This window comes from Streptomyces sulfonofaciens (assembly GCF_014656295.1).
In the GTDB taxonomy this organism is placed as follows: Bacteria; Actinomycetota; Actinomycetes; order Streptomycetales; family Streptomycetaceae; genus Streptomyces; species Streptomyces sulfonofaciens.
The window spans coordinates 167,567-184,434 of sequence record NZ_BNCD01000005.1 but is presented as its reverse complement, the minus strand read 5'-3'; the positions used below and the strand labels follow the sequence as shown (position 1 = coordinate 184,434).

Genomic DNA, 16,868 nt, shown 5'->3' with positions numbered 1-16,868 from the left:
CCATGGACGTGCGCCCCGAGTGAAGGAGGAACCGCTCCATGGCGGTCAGCGGGCATGACCACGAGGCCGATCCCGAGGCGGTGAAGCGCCACCCGGCCCTCTTCCGCGCCGTCAGACGCCGCAGGAACCCACCGCTGCGCCGCACCGACATCACCGTCACGGACGAGGCGGCGGTGCGCAGGGCGGTGAAGGCGGCCGCGCTCGGCAACGCCATGGAGTGGTTCGACTTCGGCATCTACAGCTACCTGGCCGTGACCATCGGCCATGTCTTCTTCCCCGCCGGGAACGACACGGTGCAGTTGCTGTCGTCCTTCGCCACCTTCGCGGTCTCCTTCCTGGTGCGCCCGATCGGCGGCATGGTCTTCGGCCCGATGGGCGACAGGATCGGCCGCAAGAAGGTGCTCGCCCTCACCATGATCATGATGGCGATCGGCACGTTCTCGATCGGCCTGATCCCCTCCTACGCCACGATCGGCTTCTGGTCGCCGGCCCTGCTGATCCTCTTCAGGCTGGTGCAGGGCTTCTCCACGGGCGGCGAGTACGGCGGGGCGTCCACCTTCATCGCCGAGTACGCGCCGGACAAGCGGCGCGGCTGGTTCGGCAGCTTCCTGGAGTTCGGCACGCTGGCCGGATACGTCGGCGCGTCCGGACTCGTGGTGGCGCTGACCCTGCTGCTCTCCGCGGACCAGATGGACGCCTGGGCGTGGCGGCTGCCGTTCCTGGTCGCGGGCCCGCTCGGCCTCGTCGGCCTGTACCTGCGGCTGCGTCTTGACGAGACGCCCGCGTTCCAGCACCTGGAGGACCGGTCCGCGCACGCCGCCTCCGAGGCGGCCAGCAGCGTCGAGACCACCGCGAAGGGCGACCTGACGGCCATCTTCCGCAACCACTGGCGGACGCTGATCCTGTGCATCTGCCTGGTGGGCGCGTACAACATCACCGACTACATGCTGCTGTCGTACATGCCGACGTACCTGACCGACCAGCTCGGCTACGACGACACGCACGGGCTGCTGATCCTGCTGTGCACCATGGTGCTGCTGATGCTGATCATCAACCAGGTCGGGAGGCTCTCGGACCGGTTCGGCCGCAAACCGCTGCTGATGGCCGGCATGCTGGGCTTCCTGGTGCTCTCCGTACCGTCGTTCCTGCTGGTCAGGCTGGGCGGCCTGGTGGCGGTCCCGGCGGGCATGCTGATGCTCGGACTCTCCCTGGTCTGCCTGCTGGGCACCATGTCGGCGGCCCTGCCCGCCCTCTTCCCGACCCAGGTGCGCTACGGCTCGCTGTCGGTCGGCTACAACCTCTCGGCGTCCCTCTTCGGCGGCACCACACCACTGGTGATCACGGCGCTGATCAGCGCGGCGGGCACGGACATGATGCCGGCGTACTACGCGATGGCGGCGGCGCTGGTCGGGGTGGTCGCGGTGGCCTGCATGAAGGAGACGGCGCAACGGCCGCTGGAGGGGTCGCCGCCGTCGGTGGAGACGCCGGAGGAAGCGGCCCGGCTGGTGGAGTCGCAGTCTCCCGACCCCAGGTTCTGACGCCCCGCTGCCAGGGGGTGGGGCGACCACGGCCCGCGGGCCACTACGATGTCGACGGTACGCGGCCGTGGTGGAACTGGCAGACACGCTGGGTTTAGGTCCCAGTGGGCTAACACCCCGTGAGGGTTCAAGTCCCTCCGGCCGCACGAAGGCCCTGGTTCCCCGGGAACCAGGGCCCCGCGCCCACCGGTCGGGGCAGGCCAGGTCAGGCCAGGAGTTCGCGGACGGCCGGAACGAGCGCGCGGAAGGCCTTGCCGCGGTGGCTGATCGCGTTCTTCTCCGGCGGACTCAGCTCCGCACAGGTCCGTCCCACCCCGTCCGGCTCCAGGATCGGGTCGTACCCGAAGCCCCCGTCCCCCGCGGCCTCGAACCGCAGTACCCCCGTCAGCCGCCCCTCCACCACGCGCTCCCGCCCGTCCGGCAGGGCGAGCGCCGCCGCGCACGCGAAGTGCGCACCGCGGTGCGCACCGTCGATGTCGGCGAGCTGCGCCAGCAGCAGCTCCAGGTTGGCCCGGTCGTCGCCGTGCCGCCCCGCCCAGCGCGCGGAGAAGATCCCGGGCGCCCCGCCGAGCACGTCCACGCAGAGCCCCGAGTCGTCGGCCACCGCGGGCAAGCCGGTCGCACGCGCCGTCGCATGGGCCTTCAGCAGCGCGTTCTCGGCGAAGGTGACACCGGTCTCCTTGACGTCCGAGAGCTCGGGGAAGGCGTCGACACCGAGGAGTTCGTGGCTGAGCCCCGCATCGGCGAGGATCGCCCGGAGCTCGGTGACCTTCGCGGCGTTACGGGTGGCGAGAATCAGGCGGGTCATACGCCCAGTATCGCGAGTACCGCCCGGCCCCCCGGCGGCAGGGCGCCCCGGGCGGACGGCTCCCGGCGGACGCGACCCACAGACGCCTCGCTCCGGGCGGATGCGACCTGAGACGGCCCCGCTCCGGGCGGACGCGATCTGAGACGGCCTCGCTCCGGGCCTAGGTGCTCCGGACGGCCGTGCTCCGAGCGGGCATGCTCCGGACGGCCGCGCTCCCGACGGGCATGGGCGTGCTCCGGACTACCGCGCTCCGAGGCGCCGCGCACCGAGGCGCCGCGTCAGCCCCCGTGGCCGGGACGGCCAAGCCGTCGGGCGACCGGGGCCGTCGGGCACCCCGACACCCGGGCACCCCAGCACCCGGCACCCGGCACCCGGGCGCCGGTCAGGTGTCAGGGCGTGCAGACCTTGGTCAGCTCGCCCGCCGCGTCCGTGACGGGGCTCAGGTCGGGCGCCCCGTCGCCGTCGCGGATCGCGGTGCGCACGTTCCCCACGGCCTTGCGCAGGTCGTCGACGGCCTTGTCGACGTCGCCGTCGCCGGTCCTGTCGCCGATCTTGGCGAGGTTCTTCTCTATGGCGTCCAGCGCGTCATCGGCCTGGGTGGGGTCGTCGGAGGCGTTCTCCACGGCCTGCTGGAGGTCGGTGACGCTGTCCGCGATGGAGTCGGCGGTGTGGAGGCAGTCCATGGCCTTGCCGACGGCATCACACCCCACCAGGGCGGGCACGGTGAAGGCCATGCCCGCGACGGCGGCGACAACAGCGGTGGTGATACGGCGACGGCGCGCAGCCATGTCGGCGGTCCTCCCAGGAGACGGCTGGGCGCCGGCCGGTCAGTCCGCGCGCCCGTACCCGTTAGAACGCAAGCGGGACGGTCCTTGGTTGCCTCTTTACCCTCCCGGCCGCACCGACCGGCCACCGCACCCGGCCACCGCCACCCCCTGGGCCCGCCACCGGCCCGGGCCCGCGTGCCCTACGCCAGCGCGGCCCGCTGGGCGTCCGCGAGCGCGGTGCACCCGGCGACTGCCAGGTCCAGCAGCGCGTTCAGCTCGGCCCGCGCGAACGGCTCGGCCTCCGCGGTGCCCTGGACCTCGACGAAGCGCCCGTCGCCGGTGCAGACCACGTTCATGTCGGTCTCGGCGCGGACGTCCTCCTCGTAGCAGAGGTCCAGGAGCGGCACGCCGCCGACGATCCCGACGGAGACGGCCGCGACGGAGCCGGTGAGCGGGGTGCGGCCGGGCTTGACCAGCTTCTTGCGCTGCGCCCAGGCGATCGCGTCGGCGAGCGCCACATAGGCGCCGGTGATGGCGGCGGTGCGGGTGCCGCCGTCGGCCTGGAGGACGTCGCAGTCCAGGACGACGGTGTTCTCGCCGAGGGCCTTGTAGTCGACGACGGCACGCAGGGAGCGGCCGATGAGCCGGGAGATCTCGTGGGTGCGGCCCCCGATCCGGCCCCGCACGGACTCCCGGTCGCCCCTGGTGTTGGTGGCGCGGGGCAGCATCGCGTACTCGGCGGTGACCCAGCCCTCGCCGGAGCCCTTGCGCCAGCGCGGCACGCCCTCCGTGACGGAGGCCGTGCACAGGACCTTGGTGTCGCCGAAGGCGACGAGTACGGAGCCTTCGGCGTGTTTGCTCCAGCCCCTGTCGATGGTGACGTTGCGGAGGGCGTCGGGGGTGCGGCCGTCGATGCGTGACATGGGGGCGAGCCTATCCGTGCCCGTGCCCGGGCGGCCGCGCGCCCGGGCGCGGGCAGCCAGGCGCCCGAGGGGCCCCTCCCGCCGGACCCGGGGCCGGACCCGGCGGCGGGCCCGGCCTCACATCAGGTCCTCGATCTCCGCCGCGATCGGGTCGGCGTCCGTGCCCACGACCACCTGGATCGCGCTGCCCATGGTGACGACGCCGTGCGCGCCGGCCGCCTTGAGCGCGGCCTCGTCGACCTTGCCGGGATCGACGACCTCGGTCCGCAGGCGGGTGATGCAGCCCTCGATCTCCTCGATGTTCTCGATGCCGCCGAGCGCGGCGACGATCTTCTCGGCCTTGGTGGGCATGTCCGGTCTCCCTCATTCATCACACGTGTCGTCACGGCGCAACTGGTCCACACCAGTATCCGCAGATCCCCGGGCGCCTCCCCAACGCCCTTGCGGGCACAGGCCGACGGCCCGGTGGGCTATGGCCGAGGACACAGGAGGCGCGGGTTCCGGAGCGCCGCGACCCCATGCTAGAACAGGTCTACACCAGTGTGGTGTAGACCACTATCAGCGCCGCCCCGCACGCACCGTGCCGCGGGCGGCGCACGTACATGGAGGACGTTGATGAGCACCGCCACCGCCGCGGCGGCGCCCGCGAAGAAGCGGGGATCAGGGCTGTTCCAGGGTTTGCAGAAGATCGGCCGCAGCCTTCAGTTGCCGATCGCCGTGCTCCCGGCGGCGGGGATCATGGTCCGCCTCGGGCAGGACGACATCTTCGGCAAGGACGGCCTCGGCTGGGACAAGGTCGCCGCCGTCTTCGGCAACGCGGGCAGCGCCCTCACCGGCGCCCTTCCCATCCTGTTCTGCATCGGCGTGGCCATCGGCTTCGCCAAGAAGTCGGACGGCTCGACCGCCCTGGCCGCGGTCGTCGGCTTCCTCGTCTACAAGCAGGTGCTCCAGGCGTTCCCGGTGACGGAGGCCGTGGTCAAGAACGGCACCGACGTGCCCGCCACCTACAACGACCCGGGTGTGCTCGGCGGCATCATCATGGGGCTGCTCGCCGCGGTGCTGTGGCAGCGCTACCACCGCACCAGGCTGGTGGACTGGCTGGGCTTCTTCAACGGCCGCCGGCTGGTACCGATCATCATGGCGTTCGTCGGCATCGTGATGGGCGTCTTCTTCGGCCTCGTCTGGGAGCCCATCGGAGACGCCATATCCAGCTTCGGCGAGTGGGTGACCGGCCTGGGTGCCGGGGGCGCCGCGCTGTTCGGCGGGGTGAACCGCGCGCTGATCCCGATCGGCATGCACCAGTTCGTCAACACGGTCGCCTGGTTCCAGCTCGGTGACTTCACCAACTCCGCGGGCCAGGTGGTGCACGGTGACATCACCCGCTTCCTGGCCGGCGACCCCTCCGCCGGAATGTTCCAGTCGGGCTTCTTCCCGATCATGATGTTCGGGCTCCCGGCCGCGGCCCTCGCCATCGCCCACTGCGCCCGCCCCGAGCGCCGCAAGGCCGTCACCGGCATGATGGTCTCGCTGGCACTGACCTCGTTCGTGACCGGTGTCACCGAGCCGATCGAGTTCTCCTTCATGTTCATCGCGCCGCTGCTCTACGTCCTGCACGCCCTGCTGACCGCCTTCTCGATGGCGCTGACCTGGGGCCTGGGCGTGCATGCGGGCTTCAACTTCTCGGCCGGCTTCATCGACTACGTGCTGAACTGGCACCTGGCCACCAAGCCCTGGCTGATCATCCCGATCGGCCTGGTCATGGGGGTGGTGTACTACGCGGTCTTCCGGTTCGCGATCACCAGGTTCAACCTGCCCACCCCGGGCCGTGAGCCCGAGGAGGAGGTCGAGGACCTGACGAAGGCGTAGCCGCATCCCGCCGCGGTGGTGTCAGATCCGGTACCGCGCCCCGGGCACCGCCAGTTCGGTGGGGCCGCCGTAGGCCGCGCGGGCGTCGGTGAGGTTGGCCTCGGGGTCCGTCCACGGCGGGATGTGGGTGAGGACGAGCCGCCGGGCGCGGGCGCGCCTGGCGGCCTCGCCCGCCTGGCGGCCGTTGAGGTGCAGGTCGGGGATGTCCTCCTTGCCGGCCGTGAAGGCCGCCTCGCAGAGGAACAGATCGGTGTCCGCCGCGAGTTCGGCGAGCTCCTGGGCGGGCCCGGTGTCCCCCGAGTAGGTCAGTGACCGCCCGCCGTGCTCCAGCCGGATGCCGTACGCCTCCACCGGATGGCGCACCTTCTCGGTGCGGACGGTGAAGGGGCCGATGTCGAAGGCGCCGGGCTTGACCGTGTGGAAGTCGAAGACCTCGCTCATCGAGGACGCGGACGGCGTGTCCGCGTAGGCCGTGGTCAGCCGCTGCTCGGTGCCCTCGGGGCCGTACACCGGGATCGGATCGCAGCGGCCGCCGTCGTGCCGGTAGTAGCGGGCGACGAAGTAGGCGCACATGTCGATGCAGTGGTCCGCGTGCAGATGGCTGAGGAACACCGCGTTCAGGTCGTAGAGACCGCAGTAGCGCTGCAACTCGCCGAGGGCGCCGTTGCCCATGTCGAGGAGCAGCCGGAAGCCGTCGGCTTCGACGAGGTAGCTCGAACATGCCGATTCCGCGGACGGGAACGACCCCGAGCAGCCGACGACGGTGAGCTTCATTGCTGCTGGAACCTCCGCGCGGGCTTACGTTGACGGGGACGGCCGGGGACGGCCGGGGACGGCCGGGGACGGCCGGGGACGGCCGGGGCGGCGACGGGACGGACGGCGGTCGTGCGGTCCGTCGAGCGTAAGGCGCAAAAGCGCCGGTCGCTCCTCCGTCGTGGGCCGTTGTGGGGGAACTCACCTGCGGTGTCACCGGTTCGGCCGCCTCGACGGCCCCGTGCGGCGCAGGTACCGTCACGCCATGAACGCGTCCTGGTGGCTCGCCCTGGCCGGCGTCGTGGTGCTCGCCCTCGTCGCCGCGGTGGTGGACGGCTGGGGCCGCGGCGGGCGGCGCCCGCCCCGTGGGACGGACGCCGAGCGGCACGGCACACCGGACCGGCAGGACCGGGACGACCCGCCGCCCTGACCCGCGCCCCGGGCGGGGCGGGGCCCTATGCCCAGAGCTGGCCGTGCAGCGTTTCGATGGCCTCTTCCGTGGTGGCCGCGGTGTAGACGCCGGTGGACAGGTATTTCCAGCCACCATCGGCGACGATGAAGACGATGTCGGCGGACTCCCCCGCCTTGACCGCCTTGCGCCCGACGCCTATCGCCGCGTGCAGCGCCGCGCCGGTGGACACCCCCGCGAAGATTCCTTCCTGCTGGAGGAGTTCACGGGTGCGGGTCACCGCGTCGGCGCTGCCCACCGAGAACCGGGTGGTGAGCACCGAAGCGTCGTACAGCTCCGGCACGAAGCCCTCGTCCAGGTTGCGCAGACCGTAGACCAGGTCGTCGTAGCGCGGCTCGGCGGCGACGATCCGGATGTCGGGCTTGTGCTCGCGCAGGTACCGGCCGGCGCCCATCAGGGTGCCGGTGGTGCCGAGGCCGGCCACGAAGTGCGTGACCGAGGGCAGGTCGGCCAGGATCTCGGGGCCGGTGGTGGCGTAGTGCGCGCCGGCGTTGTCCGGGTTGCCGTACTGGTAGAGCATGATCCAGTCCGGATGCTCGGCGGCCAGCTCCTTGGCGACGCGCACCGCGGTGTTGGAGCCGCCCGCCGCCGGGCTGGAGATGATCTCCGCACCCCACATGGCGAGCAGGTCGCGGCGCTCCTGGGAGGTGTTCTCCGGCATCACGCACACGATCCGGTAGCCCTTGAGCCGGGCCGCCATGGCGAGCGAGATGCCGGTGTTGCCCGAGGTCGGCTCAAGGATGGTGCAGCCCGGGGTGAGGCGGCCGTCCTTCTCGGCCTGCTCGACCATGTGGAGCGCCGGGCGGTCCTTGACGGAGCCGGTCGGGTTGCGGTCCTCCAGCTTCGCCCAGATCCGCACGTCCTCGGAGGGCGACAGCCGCGGCAGGCGGACCAGCGGGGTGTTGCCGACCGCGTCGAGGGGCGAGTCGTAGCGCATCGGCTATCAGGCCCGGCCGCCGGCCACCGCCGGCAGGATCGTGACGCTGTCGCCGTCGGCCACCTTGGTGTCGATGCCGTTCAGGAAGCGGACGTCCTCGTCGTTCAGGTACACGTTCACGAAGCGGCGGAGCTGGTCGCCGTTGGCCTCGTCCACGAGGCGGGCCTGGATGCCGGTGTGCCGGGACTCCAGGTCGGCGAAGAGCTCGGCGAGGGTCGTCCCACTGCCCTCTACGGCCTTCGCGCCGTCGGTGTACTGCCGGAGGATGGTCGGGATGCGGACCTCGATGGCCATGGCTTCAGGGCTCCTGTCGGGTGTGTGTCGGTTCGGTGGGCGCGCGGCACCACGGTACGGCCGCGGAATTACGGGCGGTGCGGGGTGGTACGGGGTGCGCTCCGGGGCGCCGCGGCTCTGGCCGCACGGCGGCAGGACTCAGCACGGACAGATCGCGCTGGCCAGCCTGCACAGGTCGACGTGCAGCCGCGCCACCAGCATCCCCCCGTGCCCCGTGGGCCTGAGAGGTGCCTCCACCGGCGTCTTGTCGCTCACGTCATGAGGAACCATGCCGTCATCGTATCGATTCCCGGGCGGGCTCCAGATATGTGATCTCACATCATGGATGGATTTACTTCAGTATGCGAGATAACCGTTCTGATCTGATCTACCCGATTTTCTTCCCCTATCACTCCCCTTACTGGCATTCATCGGATTCATCAAGTTTTACGCCTGACAGGCAGGTGACTCGCCCGATGAGAAGCGACGAGACGAGGGAGCAGACCGTGATCACACGAGAGCAGATTCCGAGCGTGCTGGACCACGCCGTGTACGACACGCAGGGGAACAAGATCGGCGACGCCAAGCACATCTTCCTCGACGACGTCAGCGGCCGCCCCGAATGGGCCAGTGTGAAGACCGGCATGTTCGGCGCCCGTGAGTCCTTCGTCCCGATCCGGGACGCCGCACTGGTCGAGGACCACCTGGAGGTCCCGTACGACAAGGCGAAGGTCAAGGACGCCCCCACCGTCGCCGTCGACTCCGGCGGTCACCTCTCCGCCGAGGAGGAGCACCGGCTGTACGAGTACTACGGGGTGCAGTGGGACACCGCCTGGCAGAGCAGCGACCAGCCGGCCGAGGGCCGCACGGCGCCCGGCGGACCGGGCATGACGGGCGGCGGCGAGCCGGAGCGCTTCGCCCCCACCGGCGAGGCCCCCGGCGGGCGGGCCGAGACGTCCGAGGCACCGGGCGGGACCTCCGCGATGCCCGGCACCTCGCGCGAGCGCGGCGCGGCGGGAGCCGCGATGCCGGCCGCCCAGCCGGCGGCCGAGCGCACCGCGGGCGGTTTCGAGAACGCCATGACCCGCTCCGAGGAGCATCTGCACATCTCCAAGGAGCGCCGCGAGATCGGCCGGGCCAGGCTGCGCAAGTACGTGGTCACCGAGCAGGAGGAGCAGCGGATTCCGCTCTCCCACGAGGAGGTCCGGGTGGAGCGCGAGCCCATCACCGAGCAGAACCGGGACGCCGCCCTGGCAGGACCGGAGATCTCCGAGGCGCAGCACGAGGTGACGCTGCACGCCGAGCGTGCGGTGATCGAGACCGAGACCGTGCCGGTGGAGCGGGTGCGGCTCGACGTCGAGGAGAAGACGGAGCAGGAGACCGTGCGCGGCGAGGTCCGCAAGGAGCGGATCGACGTCGAGCTGCCCGAGGAGGGCACAGGTCCCGGGATGGCCGGCGACACCGGCCGGTGACGGCCGGGCCCCGCCGGCCGGCAGCGGCCGGCGGGGCCGTGCAGGCCGGCGGCGTGCGACCGAGCGCGGTCGGCGGGGCCGTGCAGGCGAGCGTGCGTGCGACCGGCCGTGGTGTGCGGGCCCCGCCGCTCCCGCCGTGCCCGCCGCGCCCGGCAGGCCGTGCGGGCCGGAAAACCGGCCGGAACCGCCGTGCGGGCCGCGACCACCGTGCGGGCCGGAACCGCCGTGCGGGCCGCGACCGGCGGCCTATTCGGTGGCGGCCGCGTCCTGGTCGTAGGAGGGCACCACGCGCACCTCCTCCTCCGTCACCTCGCCGGCCACGATGCGGTACGAGCGGAACTGGAACTCGCCGAGGCCGTCGGTGTCGGCGGTGGAGACCAGGACGTAGTGGGCGCCCGGCTCGTTCGCGTAGGTGATGTCGGTGCGGGAGGGGTAGGCCTCGGTGGCGGTGTGGGAGTGGTAGAAGACCACCGGCTCCTCGTCGCGCTCCGCCATCCCCTTGTACAGCTTGAGCAGGTCGCCCGAGTCGAACTCGTAGAAGGTGGGCGAGCGGGCGGCGTTCAGCATCGGGATGAAGCGCTCGGGGCGGTCCGAGCCCTCCGGTCCCGCGATCGCGCCGCAGGCCTCGTCCGGGTGGTCCTTGCGCGCGTGCGCGACGATCTGGTCGTGGAGGGCCTGGGTGATGGTCAGCATGTCCGTCAGGATAAGCATGGGCCAGGGCCGTACCGAGTGCGATACGGCCCCGACCGTGGCCCGGGACGCCGCGCGCCGGCGGCCACCGGGCGCCGCCGCGGCTAGGCGCCGCCCGACGGGCCCTTGCCGGGTCCGGCCCCGCGGGACGGGGCGCGCAGCGAGGCGCGCTCGGCGGCGCCCGGCGCACGCGCGAAGGCCGCCGGATTGCGCGCCCTGAGCCCGAGGAAGCCGACCGCCATGATCGCCGCCCACAGCGGTGCGCAGTACAGCGAGATGCGGGTGTCCCGGTCGATGCCCATCATCACGATCACCACGCCGATGAAGGCGAGCGCGAACCAGCTTGTGTACGGGGCACCGGGGGCCCGGAAGGTGGAACCGGGCAGCTCGCCGCGGTCCGCCCTGGCCCGGTAGCGGATCTGGCAGACGAGGATCATGATCCACGCCCACATGCCGGAGATGGTGGCGAAGGACACCACGTAGGTGAACGCGTCGCCCGGCCACTGGTAGTTGATCCAGACGCCGACGAGCATCAGGGCGGCCGAGAAGGTGGTGCCGACCAGCGGGGTGCCGCTCCTGGTGAGCCGGGTGAAGAGGGCCGGGCCCTGCCCGTTGCGTGCGAGGTCGCGCAGCATCCGGCCGGTGGAGTACATGCCGGAGTTGCAGGACGACAGCGCGGCCGTGAGCACCACGAAGTTGACGATCCCGGCACCGGCCGCGAGGCCGATCCTCTCGAAGGCCGCGACGAACGGGGAGACACCGGGCCGGAAGCTGGTCCACGGCACCACGGACAGGATCATGATCAGCGCGCCGACGTAGAAGACGGCGATCCGCCAGGGCACGGTGTTGATCGCCTTCGGCAGGGTCTTCTTCGGGTCCCTGGACTCGCCCGCGGTGACGCCGACCAGCTCCACGGCGAGGAAGGCGAACATCACGATCTGGAGCGTCATCAGGGTGCCGCCGATGCCCTTGGGGAAGAAGCCGCCGTCGTGCCAGAGGTGGGTCACCGAGGCGCTGCCCCCGGCGTCGGAGAAACCGAGGGTGAGGACGCCGAGGCAGATCAGGATCATGCCGACGATCGCGGTGACCTTGACCATCGAGAACCAGAACTCCAGCTCGCCGAAGACCTTCACCGATATCAGGTTGACGCCGTAGAGGACGACCGTGAAGACCAGGGCGGAGGCCCACTGCGGGATGTCCCACCAGTAGGTCATGTAGGTGGCCGCCGCGGTGACCTCGGTGATCCCGGTGACCACCCAGAAGAGCCAGTACGTCCAGCCGGTGACGAACCCCGAGAACGGGCCGATGAACTCGCGGGCGTACTCCGAGAACGAGCCCGAGACCGGGCGGTACATCAGCAGCTCACCCAGCGCCCGCATGATGAAGAAGATCACCAGGCCGGCGACCGCGTAGGCCAGGATGAGGCTGGGACCGGCCTTGGATATGGCCTTGCCCGCACCGAGGAACAGTCCGGTGCCGATGGCTCCGCCGATGGCGATCATCTGGATCTGGCGGGCGCCGAGCGCGCGCTGGTATCCCTCACCGCTGCGGCCGCCGACGGCCGTGGAGCCGCCCGGCCCCAAGCTGCCTTCGCCGTCGTGGTGATCCACCTGGGCCGAGGTCATGGTGGTGTGCCTTTCTCCGTGCCGATCCGCCTGAATGGCCGCGGATCGGGCCGCGATCCCCCGGATGTGCTGGAGTTGTGCCTACCGGCGCTCGGCCGGGGCGCCCCCGGAGGGCCTGGGCGGGCCCTCCGGAGGTCGTGAACATCTATCACGGCCTATGAGGTGATCAACTGTCCATATGTGATCTACATCACTGGAAAAACCGCACGAATGCCACTCGGGTCGGCCATGTGGGTGACGCGTGGTGGCGTGATCGTTACGCGGACGTCAAACGCCGCCGCACGAACAAACGCCCGCACGTTCACGGGCGCGGGTCCGGGCGACCTCCGAGGGAGCGGCCGTCGCCCGGGAGGGCGGCCGTCGCCCGGGAGGAGCGGGGCACGACCCGCGGGGCGCCGCACGGCCGCGATGCCCCGCACGGCCGCCGGGCGCCACACGGCCGCGGAGTGCCGCACGGCCGCGGGCCGCCCCGTGGAGCCGGGCGGCAGGGGCCGGGGCGGCAGGGGGGCGGGCGCCGCGGCAGCAGGGGACAGGCGCCGGGGCGTCACACTGTCAGGCGCCGGGGCGCCGGGCGTCAGGCGGTCAGGCGCCAGGGCGCGGCGGTCAGGGCGCCGGGGCGTCAGGCGGTCAGGGTGCCGACCAGGGTCTCCTGGAGGCTGCCCAGCCACAGGTACGCCATGACCATCGGCTTGCGCGGATCCGAGTCCGGCAGCCGGTACAACTCGTCGGCCTCGTCCTCGTCCCGCACCTCCAGGCGCGCCCCGATGGCGAGCCGGAGGTCGTTGAGGGCGCCGAGCCACCGCCGGGACTCCTCCTCCCCCAGCCGCAGCACCGCACCGCGGTCGCCGGCGGGCGTGAGCGCGTCCAGGGAGCGGACCACGGCGAGTGCGTCCTCACGCTTGCGGGCCCGCAGGTCGTTCTCGGTGAAGCGGCGGAACTCCGACGAGGCGGAACGCTGCTCCTCGGCCTCCTGGGCAGTGCTCGGCGGCCCCTCCGGGTCCCCGTACGCGTCGGGGAACAGCCGCCTGAGCACCGGGTCGGCGGGCGGCTCCGTGGGGCCCTCGGCGAAGAGCTCGGCCAGCGGGTCCCGGGAGTCCTCGTCGGCCGGCCCCGGGCCGACCAGCTCCAGGAGCTGGACGGCCAGCGAGCGGATGATGGAGATCTCGACCTCGTCGAGCGCGACGGCCGCGCCGCCCCCCGGGATCGGTTCGAATTGTCCTGACATAGCAGAGTGCCGCTACTTCCGATCCTGCTGGAGGGTGGCCCACAGACCGTATCCGTGCATCGCCTGCACGTCGCGCTCCATCTCCTCGCGGGTGCCGCTGGAGACCACCGCCCGGCCCTTGTTGTGCACGTCCATCATCAGCTTGGTGGCCTTGTCCTTCGGGTAGCCGAAGTACGTCTGGAAGACATAGGTGACATAACTCATCAGATTGACCGGGTCGTTGTGCACGATGGTGACCCAGGGCAGGTCGGGCTCGGGTACGGCGGATGCCTCCTCGGCCGACTCGGTCTTTTCGATCTCTAGCGGAGCGGGAGCCGTCACAGGGCCCATGCTGCCACCACAGGCCGCGCAGCGCACAAACCGACTCCGCCCGGCCGGGACGGGACCCTGAAATCGTCAGAGTGACGAGATGAGGGGTACGATTCCGGCATGAACACTGCGGACTTGGGGCTGCCCGACCCGGAAGAGCGCGAAGCGCCGTCCAGGAAGGGCGGCGGCGAGCCGGGGGCGCCCCCCGGCGGCAACTGGGGGCGGGTGGACGTCCCGTCGACGGCGCTGTTCACCGACCACTACGAGCTGACCATGCTCCAGGCGGCCCTGGCCGCGGGCACCGCCCGGCGCCGCTCGGTCTTCGAGGTCTTCACCCGCAGGCTGCCGGAGGGCCGGCGCTACGGCGTGCTGGCGGGCACCGGCCGGGTCCTGGACGCCGTGGAGAACTTCCGCTTCGACGAGCCCATGCTGCGCTTCCTGCGCGACCGCCGCATCGTCGACGCCACCACGCTCGACTGGCTGGCCGGCTACCGCTTCGGCGGCGACATCTGGGGCTACCCCGAGGGCCAGGTGTACTTCCCCGGCTCCCCGCTGCTGCGCGTGGAGGGCAGCTTCGCGGAGTGCGTCCTGCTGGAGACGGTGATCCTCTCCATACTCAACCACGACTCGGCGATAGCCGCGGCGGCCTCCCGGATGTCCTCGGCCGCGGGCGACCGGCCCCTGATCGAGATGGGCGCCCGCCGCACCCACGAGCTGGGTGCCGTCGCCGCCTCCCGCGCCGCCTACGTCGGCGGTTTCACCAGCACCTCCGACCTCGCGGCCGGCTTCCGCTACGACATCCCCACCGTCGGCACCGCCGCCCATGCCTTCACGCTGCTGCACGACACCGAGACAGACGCGTTCCGTGCGCAGGTGGACTCGCTCGGCCGCGGCACCACCCTGCTCATCGACACCTACGACGTCGCGGAGGCGGTCCGCCACGCGGTGCAGGTGGCCGGCGACGGGCTGGGCGCCGTCCGCATCGACTCCGGCGACCTGCTGCTCGTCGCCCACCGGGTGCGCCAGCAGTTGGACGACCTGGGCGCCACCGACACCAGGATCGTGGTCACCTCCGACCTCGACGAGTACGCGATCGCCTCGCTGGCCGCGGCGCCGGTGGACGCGTACGGGGTGGGCACGCAGTTGGTGACCGGGTCCGGGCACCCGACGTGCTCCATGGTGTACAAACTCGTCGCGCGCGCCGAGTCCGCCGACCCGGCCGCCCCGCTGGTGCCGGTCGCGAAGAAGGCGCTCGGCGGCAAGACGTCCCTCGGCGGCCGCAAGTGGGCGGCACGCCGCCTGGACGCGGACGGCGTGGCCGAGGCCGAGGTGGTCGGCACCGGGGCGGTGCCGCCGGGGCTCGCCGACCGGCAACTGCTCGTCGAGCTGGTCAAGGGCGGCCGGGTCGTCGCCAGGGAGCCGCTGGACGCGGTCCGCGACCGCCATGCCGCCGCCCGCGCCAATCTGCCCCTGTCGGCGACCCAGCTCTCCCGCGGAGAGCCGGTCATCCCGACGGAGTACGTCTGAGCCGCACCGGGCGCCCCGGCACGGGCGTGTCCGCTGCGACGGGCGGGAAGGAACACAGCGAGAGGGGCACGGCGGCGGCCGCGCCCGGCGCCCTCGCGCAAAGCCCCGGCAGTCTCTAGGCTCGTAGGACTACGGCCGGGCCCGTCCCCACACCCCGAATCGCACGGCAGCGGACCGGTCGCGGACCCCCGCGGTCCGCGCCTGCGCACCCCACACCCAGCCAAAGGACACCGACCATGCGCCGCGCCCTGATCGTCGTGGACGTGCAGAACGACTTCTGCGAAGGAGGCAGCCTCGCCGTCGCGGGTGGTGCGGACGTGGCCGCCGCGATCACCGAACTGATCGGCCAGGCGCCCGCCGGGTACCGCCACGTGGTGGCCACCCGTGACTGCCACATCGCACCCGGTGGCCACTTCTCGGACCGCCCGGACTTCCAGCGCACCTGGCCCGCGCACTGCGTGGCGGGCACCGAGGGCATCGGCTTCCACCCGAACTTCGCCCCCGCGGTGGCCTCCGGCGCCATCGACGCGGTCTTCGACAAGGGCGCCTACGCGGGCGCGTACAGCGGGTTCGAAGGGGTCGACGAGAACGGCCTCCCCCTCGGCGACTGGCTGCACAGCCACGGGATCACCGAGGTGGACGTCGTCGGCATCGCCACGGACCACTGTGTACGCGCCACGGCCCTGGACGCGGTCCGCGAGGGCTTCCGCACCCATGTGCTGCTCGACCTGACGGCCGGGGTCTCGGCGGCGACCACCGAGCGGGCACAGGAGGAACTGCGCGGGGCGGGCGTCGAGCTCACCGGCAAGCCCGTCGTCTGACCCGCACCACGAGCCCGTCGTCCGACCCGCACCACGAGCCCGTCGTCCGACCTCCGCCAAGCGCCTGCACCCCGCACCCGCGCTGCGCACCCGCGCTGCGCGCCCGCACCGGCGCCGCGCGCCCGCATCCGCGCCCCGCAACCCGCGCTCCGCGCTCCCACGGGCCCGGTGGCGGCGGCCCCGGCCCCTGCGCTCCGTGCGTGGCCGTCGGCCGCGCTCCCCGCGGCGACTACGGAGCCCCGGCCGTCCATGCCTCGGGGACCGTCAGCGGGGACTCGGGGGCATAGCCCGGCAGAGCGGCCAGGACGGAGCCGGGGGCGGGGCCGCGTGCCGGGGCGGACGCGAGGTTGCCGCCGGCGGGGACGTCCGGCCCTGGGCGGGCGAAGAGCGCCTTGATCGGATGCCACAGCTCGTTCGGCCGCAGCGGGGCCGTGCGCCATATCAGCCCGTCGGGATGGTGCAGCACCGCGGTGACCTCGTCGGGAGTGGGCGGGTGGGAGTTCCCGCGGAGGTAGACGGAGCGCAGGCCGAGATTGCGCAGCCTGGTCAGGGCGCGGGAGCGGTTGGCCGCGTGCACCAGCACACGGACGGTGCCGCGCTCACCACCGGGCGTGCTCCCGCCCGGGGGTGTCGCGCCTGTCGCGGCGCTCCCGGGCGCCCCGTCGTGGTACGCCGCGGCGCCCGGCGCCTTCGCTGCCTCCGCCGTGGGTCTCGGCAGGGTCAGGGCGACCACGACCGAGCCGCTCGGCAGCTTGCAGAAGCCTCCATGGGCCATTCCGGTCACACCCCCGTGAGACGTCGTGTCAATAAGAAACCCACAGGACGCACCTAAACACGACCGGCCGTCGCCCCGCTAGTGGGCAAC

Annotated in this window: 18 protein-coding genes, 1 tRNA gene and 1 pseudogene; 7 read left to right on the top strand and 13 right to left on the bottom strand. The window is 72.1% G+C overall.

The genetic code is table 11. The annotated features are described in order from the left end of the window. Positions 1-38 precede the first annotated feature (38 nt). Both proP and IE313_RS11010 read left to right on the top strand, forming a co-directional pair. Positions 39-1,538, top strand: coding sequence for a glycine betaine/L-proline transporter ProP (proP, locus tag IE313_RS11015; protein WP_189930812.1), 1,500 nt, complete (start codon positions 39-41; stop codon positions 1,536-1,538). Positions 1,539-1,599: 61 nt separating this feature from the next. Beyond that, positions 1,600-1,684 (top strand) — tRNA-Leu (locus IE313_RS11010). A gap of 59 nt (positions 1,685-1,743) precedes the next feature. On the opposite strand, the gene rdgB is transcribed toward IE313_RS11010, so the two are convergent. The 4 genes from rdgB to IE313_RS10990 all read right to left on the bottom strand — a co-directional run bounded on the left by rdgB (position 1,744) and on the right by IE313_RS10990 (position 4,387). Beyond that, a complete protein-coding gene (gene rdgB / locus IE313_RS11005; protein WP_189930811.1) occupies positions 1,744-2,346 on the bottom strand; it encodes an RdgB/HAM1 family non-canonical purine NTP pyrophosphatase in 603 nt (200 codons plus the stop codon). Between the two features lie 389 nt (positions 2,347-2,735). Continuing rightward, positions 2,736-3,134, bottom strand: coding sequence for a hypothetical protein (locus tag IE313_RS11000; RefSeq protein WP_189930810.1), 399 nt, complete (start codon positions 3,132-3,134; stop codon positions 2,736-2,738). A gap of 179 nt (positions 3,135-3,313) precedes the next feature. After that, a complete protein-coding gene (gene rph / locus IE313_RS10995) occupies positions 3,314-4,036 on the bottom strand; it encodes a ribonuclease PH (protein WP_189930809.1) in 723 nt (240 codons plus the stop codon). A 117-nt stretch (positions 4,037-4,153) separates the two neighbouring features. Beyond that, on the bottom strand, positions 4,154-4,387 hold the full coding sequence (locus IE313_RS10990; RefSeq protein WP_189930808.1) for a PTS sugar transporter subunit IIB: 234 nt from the start codon (positions 4,385-4,387) through the stop codon (positions 4,154-4,156). Positions 4,388-4,651: 264 nt separating this feature from the next. Between IE313_RS10990 and IE313_RS10985 the strand changes: the two genes are divergently transcribed. Beyond that, positions 4,652-5,902 (top strand): PTS transporter subunit EIIC, encoded by a 1,251-nt coding sequence (locus IE313_RS10985; RefSeq protein WP_189930807.1) that lies wholly within the window; start codon positions 4,652-4,654, stop codon positions 5,900-5,902. Between the two features lie 21 nt (positions 5,903-5,923). Here the strand turns inward: IE313_RS10985 and IE313_RS10980 are convergent, their stop codons facing one another. Next, positions 5,924-6,676: an MBL fold metallo-hydrolase gene (locus IE313_RS10980; protein WP_189930806.1), complete on the bottom strand. Its 753-nt coding sequence runs from the start codon at positions 6,674-6,676 to the stop codon at positions 5,924-5,926. A gap of 244 nt (positions 6,677-6,920) precedes the next feature. On the opposite strand from IE313_RS10980, the gene IE313_RS10975 reads away from it, so the two are divergent. Continuing rightward, complete coding sequence (locus tag IE313_RS10975; RefSeq protein ID WP_189930805.1) at positions 6,921-7,085, top strand: hypothetical protein; 165 nt, start codon at positions 6,921-6,923, stop codon at positions 7,083-7,085. Positions 7,086-7,110: 25 nt separating this feature from the next. Here the strand turns inward: IE313_RS10975 and IE313_RS10970 are convergent, their stop codons facing one another. The 3 genes from IE313_RS10970 to IE313_RS35970 form a co-directional block, all read right to left on the bottom strand. After that, complete coding sequence (locus IE313_RS10970; RefSeq protein WP_189930804.1) at positions 7,111-8,061, bottom strand: PLP-dependent cysteine synthase family protein; 951 nt, start codon at positions 8,059-8,061, stop codon at positions 7,111-7,113. Between the two features lie 6 nt (positions 8,062-8,067). Then, the gene (locus IE313_RS10965; RefSeq protein ID WP_189930803.1) at positions 8,068-8,355 is read right to left on the bottom strand and encodes a MoaD/ThiS family protein; all 288 of its coding nucleotides are present in this window, start codon (positions 8,353-8,355) and stop codon (positions 8,068-8,070) included. Positions 8,356-8,493: 138 nt separating this feature from the next. Further along, complete coding sequence (locus tag IE313_RS35970; RefSeq protein WP_268256695.1) at positions 8,494-8,625, bottom strand: putative leader peptide; 132 nt, start codon at positions 8,623-8,625, stop codon at positions 8,494-8,496. Positions 8,626-8,810: 185 nt separating this feature from the next. Between IE313_RS35970 and IE313_RS10960 the strand changes: the two genes are divergently transcribed. Further along, positions 8,811-9,806 carry a PRC and DUF2382 domain-containing protein gene (locus IE313_RS10960; RefSeq protein WP_373316964.1) on the top strand — a complete coding sequence of 332 codons (996 nt, stop codon included), beginning with the start codon at positions 8,811-8,813 and terminating at the stop codon, positions 9,804-9,806. A 246-nt stretch (positions 9,807-10,052) separates the two neighbouring features. Here the strand turns inward: IE313_RS10960 and IE313_RS10955 are convergent, their stop codons facing one another. From IE313_RS10955 to clpS, 4 genes are all read right to left on the bottom strand, one after another. Continuing rightward, positions 10,053-10,499: a M67 family metallopeptidase gene (locus tag IE313_RS10955; RefSeq protein ID WP_189930802.1), complete on the bottom strand. Its 447-nt coding sequence runs from the start codon at positions 10,497-10,499 to the stop codon at positions 10,053-10,055. Positions 10,500-10,600: 101 nt separating this feature from the next. Next, the gene (locus IE313_RS10950) at positions 10,601-12,121 is read right to left on the bottom strand and encodes an amino acid permease (protein ID WP_189930801.1); all 1,521 of its coding nucleotides are present in this window, start codon (positions 12,119-12,121) and stop codon (positions 10,601-10,603) included. Positions 12,122-12,740: 619 nt separating this feature from the next. Then, positions 12,741-13,346: a DUF2017 domain-containing protein gene (locus IE313_RS10945; protein WP_189930800.1), complete on the bottom strand. Its 606-nt coding sequence runs from the start codon at positions 13,344-13,346 to the stop codon at positions 12,741-12,743. Positions 13,347-13,358: 12 nt separating this feature from the next. Next, the gene (clpS, locus tag IE313_RS10940) at positions 13,359-13,676 is read right to left on the bottom strand and encodes an ATP-dependent Clp protease adapter ClpS (protein WP_189930799.1); all 318 of its coding nucleotides are present in this window, start codon (positions 13,674-13,676) and stop codon (positions 13,359-13,361) included. Positions 13,677-13,775: 99 nt separating this feature from the next. Between clpS and IE313_RS10935 the strand changes: the two genes are divergently transcribed. Together IE313_RS10935 and IE313_RS10930 are read left to right on the top strand one after the other, a co-directional pair. Continuing rightward, a complete protein-coding gene (locus IE313_RS10935; protein WP_189930798.1) occupies positions 13,776-15,182 on the top strand; it encodes a nicotinate phosphoribosyltransferase in 1,407 nt (468 codons plus the stop codon). A gap of 236 nt (positions 15,183-15,418) precedes the next feature. Continuing rightward, positions 15,419-16,003: an isochorismatase family protein gene (locus tag IE313_RS10930; RefSeq protein ID WP_189930797.1), complete on the top strand. Its 585-nt coding sequence runs from the start codon at positions 15,419-15,421 to the stop codon at positions 16,001-16,003. Between the two features lie 373 nt (positions 16,004-16,376). Here IE313_RS10930 and IE313_RS10925 read toward each other — a convergent pair. Continuing rightward, positions 16,377-16,778: pseudogene (locus tag IE313_RS10925) on the bottom strand (hypothetical protein); the annotation flags it as partial. Positions 16,779-16,868: the final 90 nt, after the last annotated feature.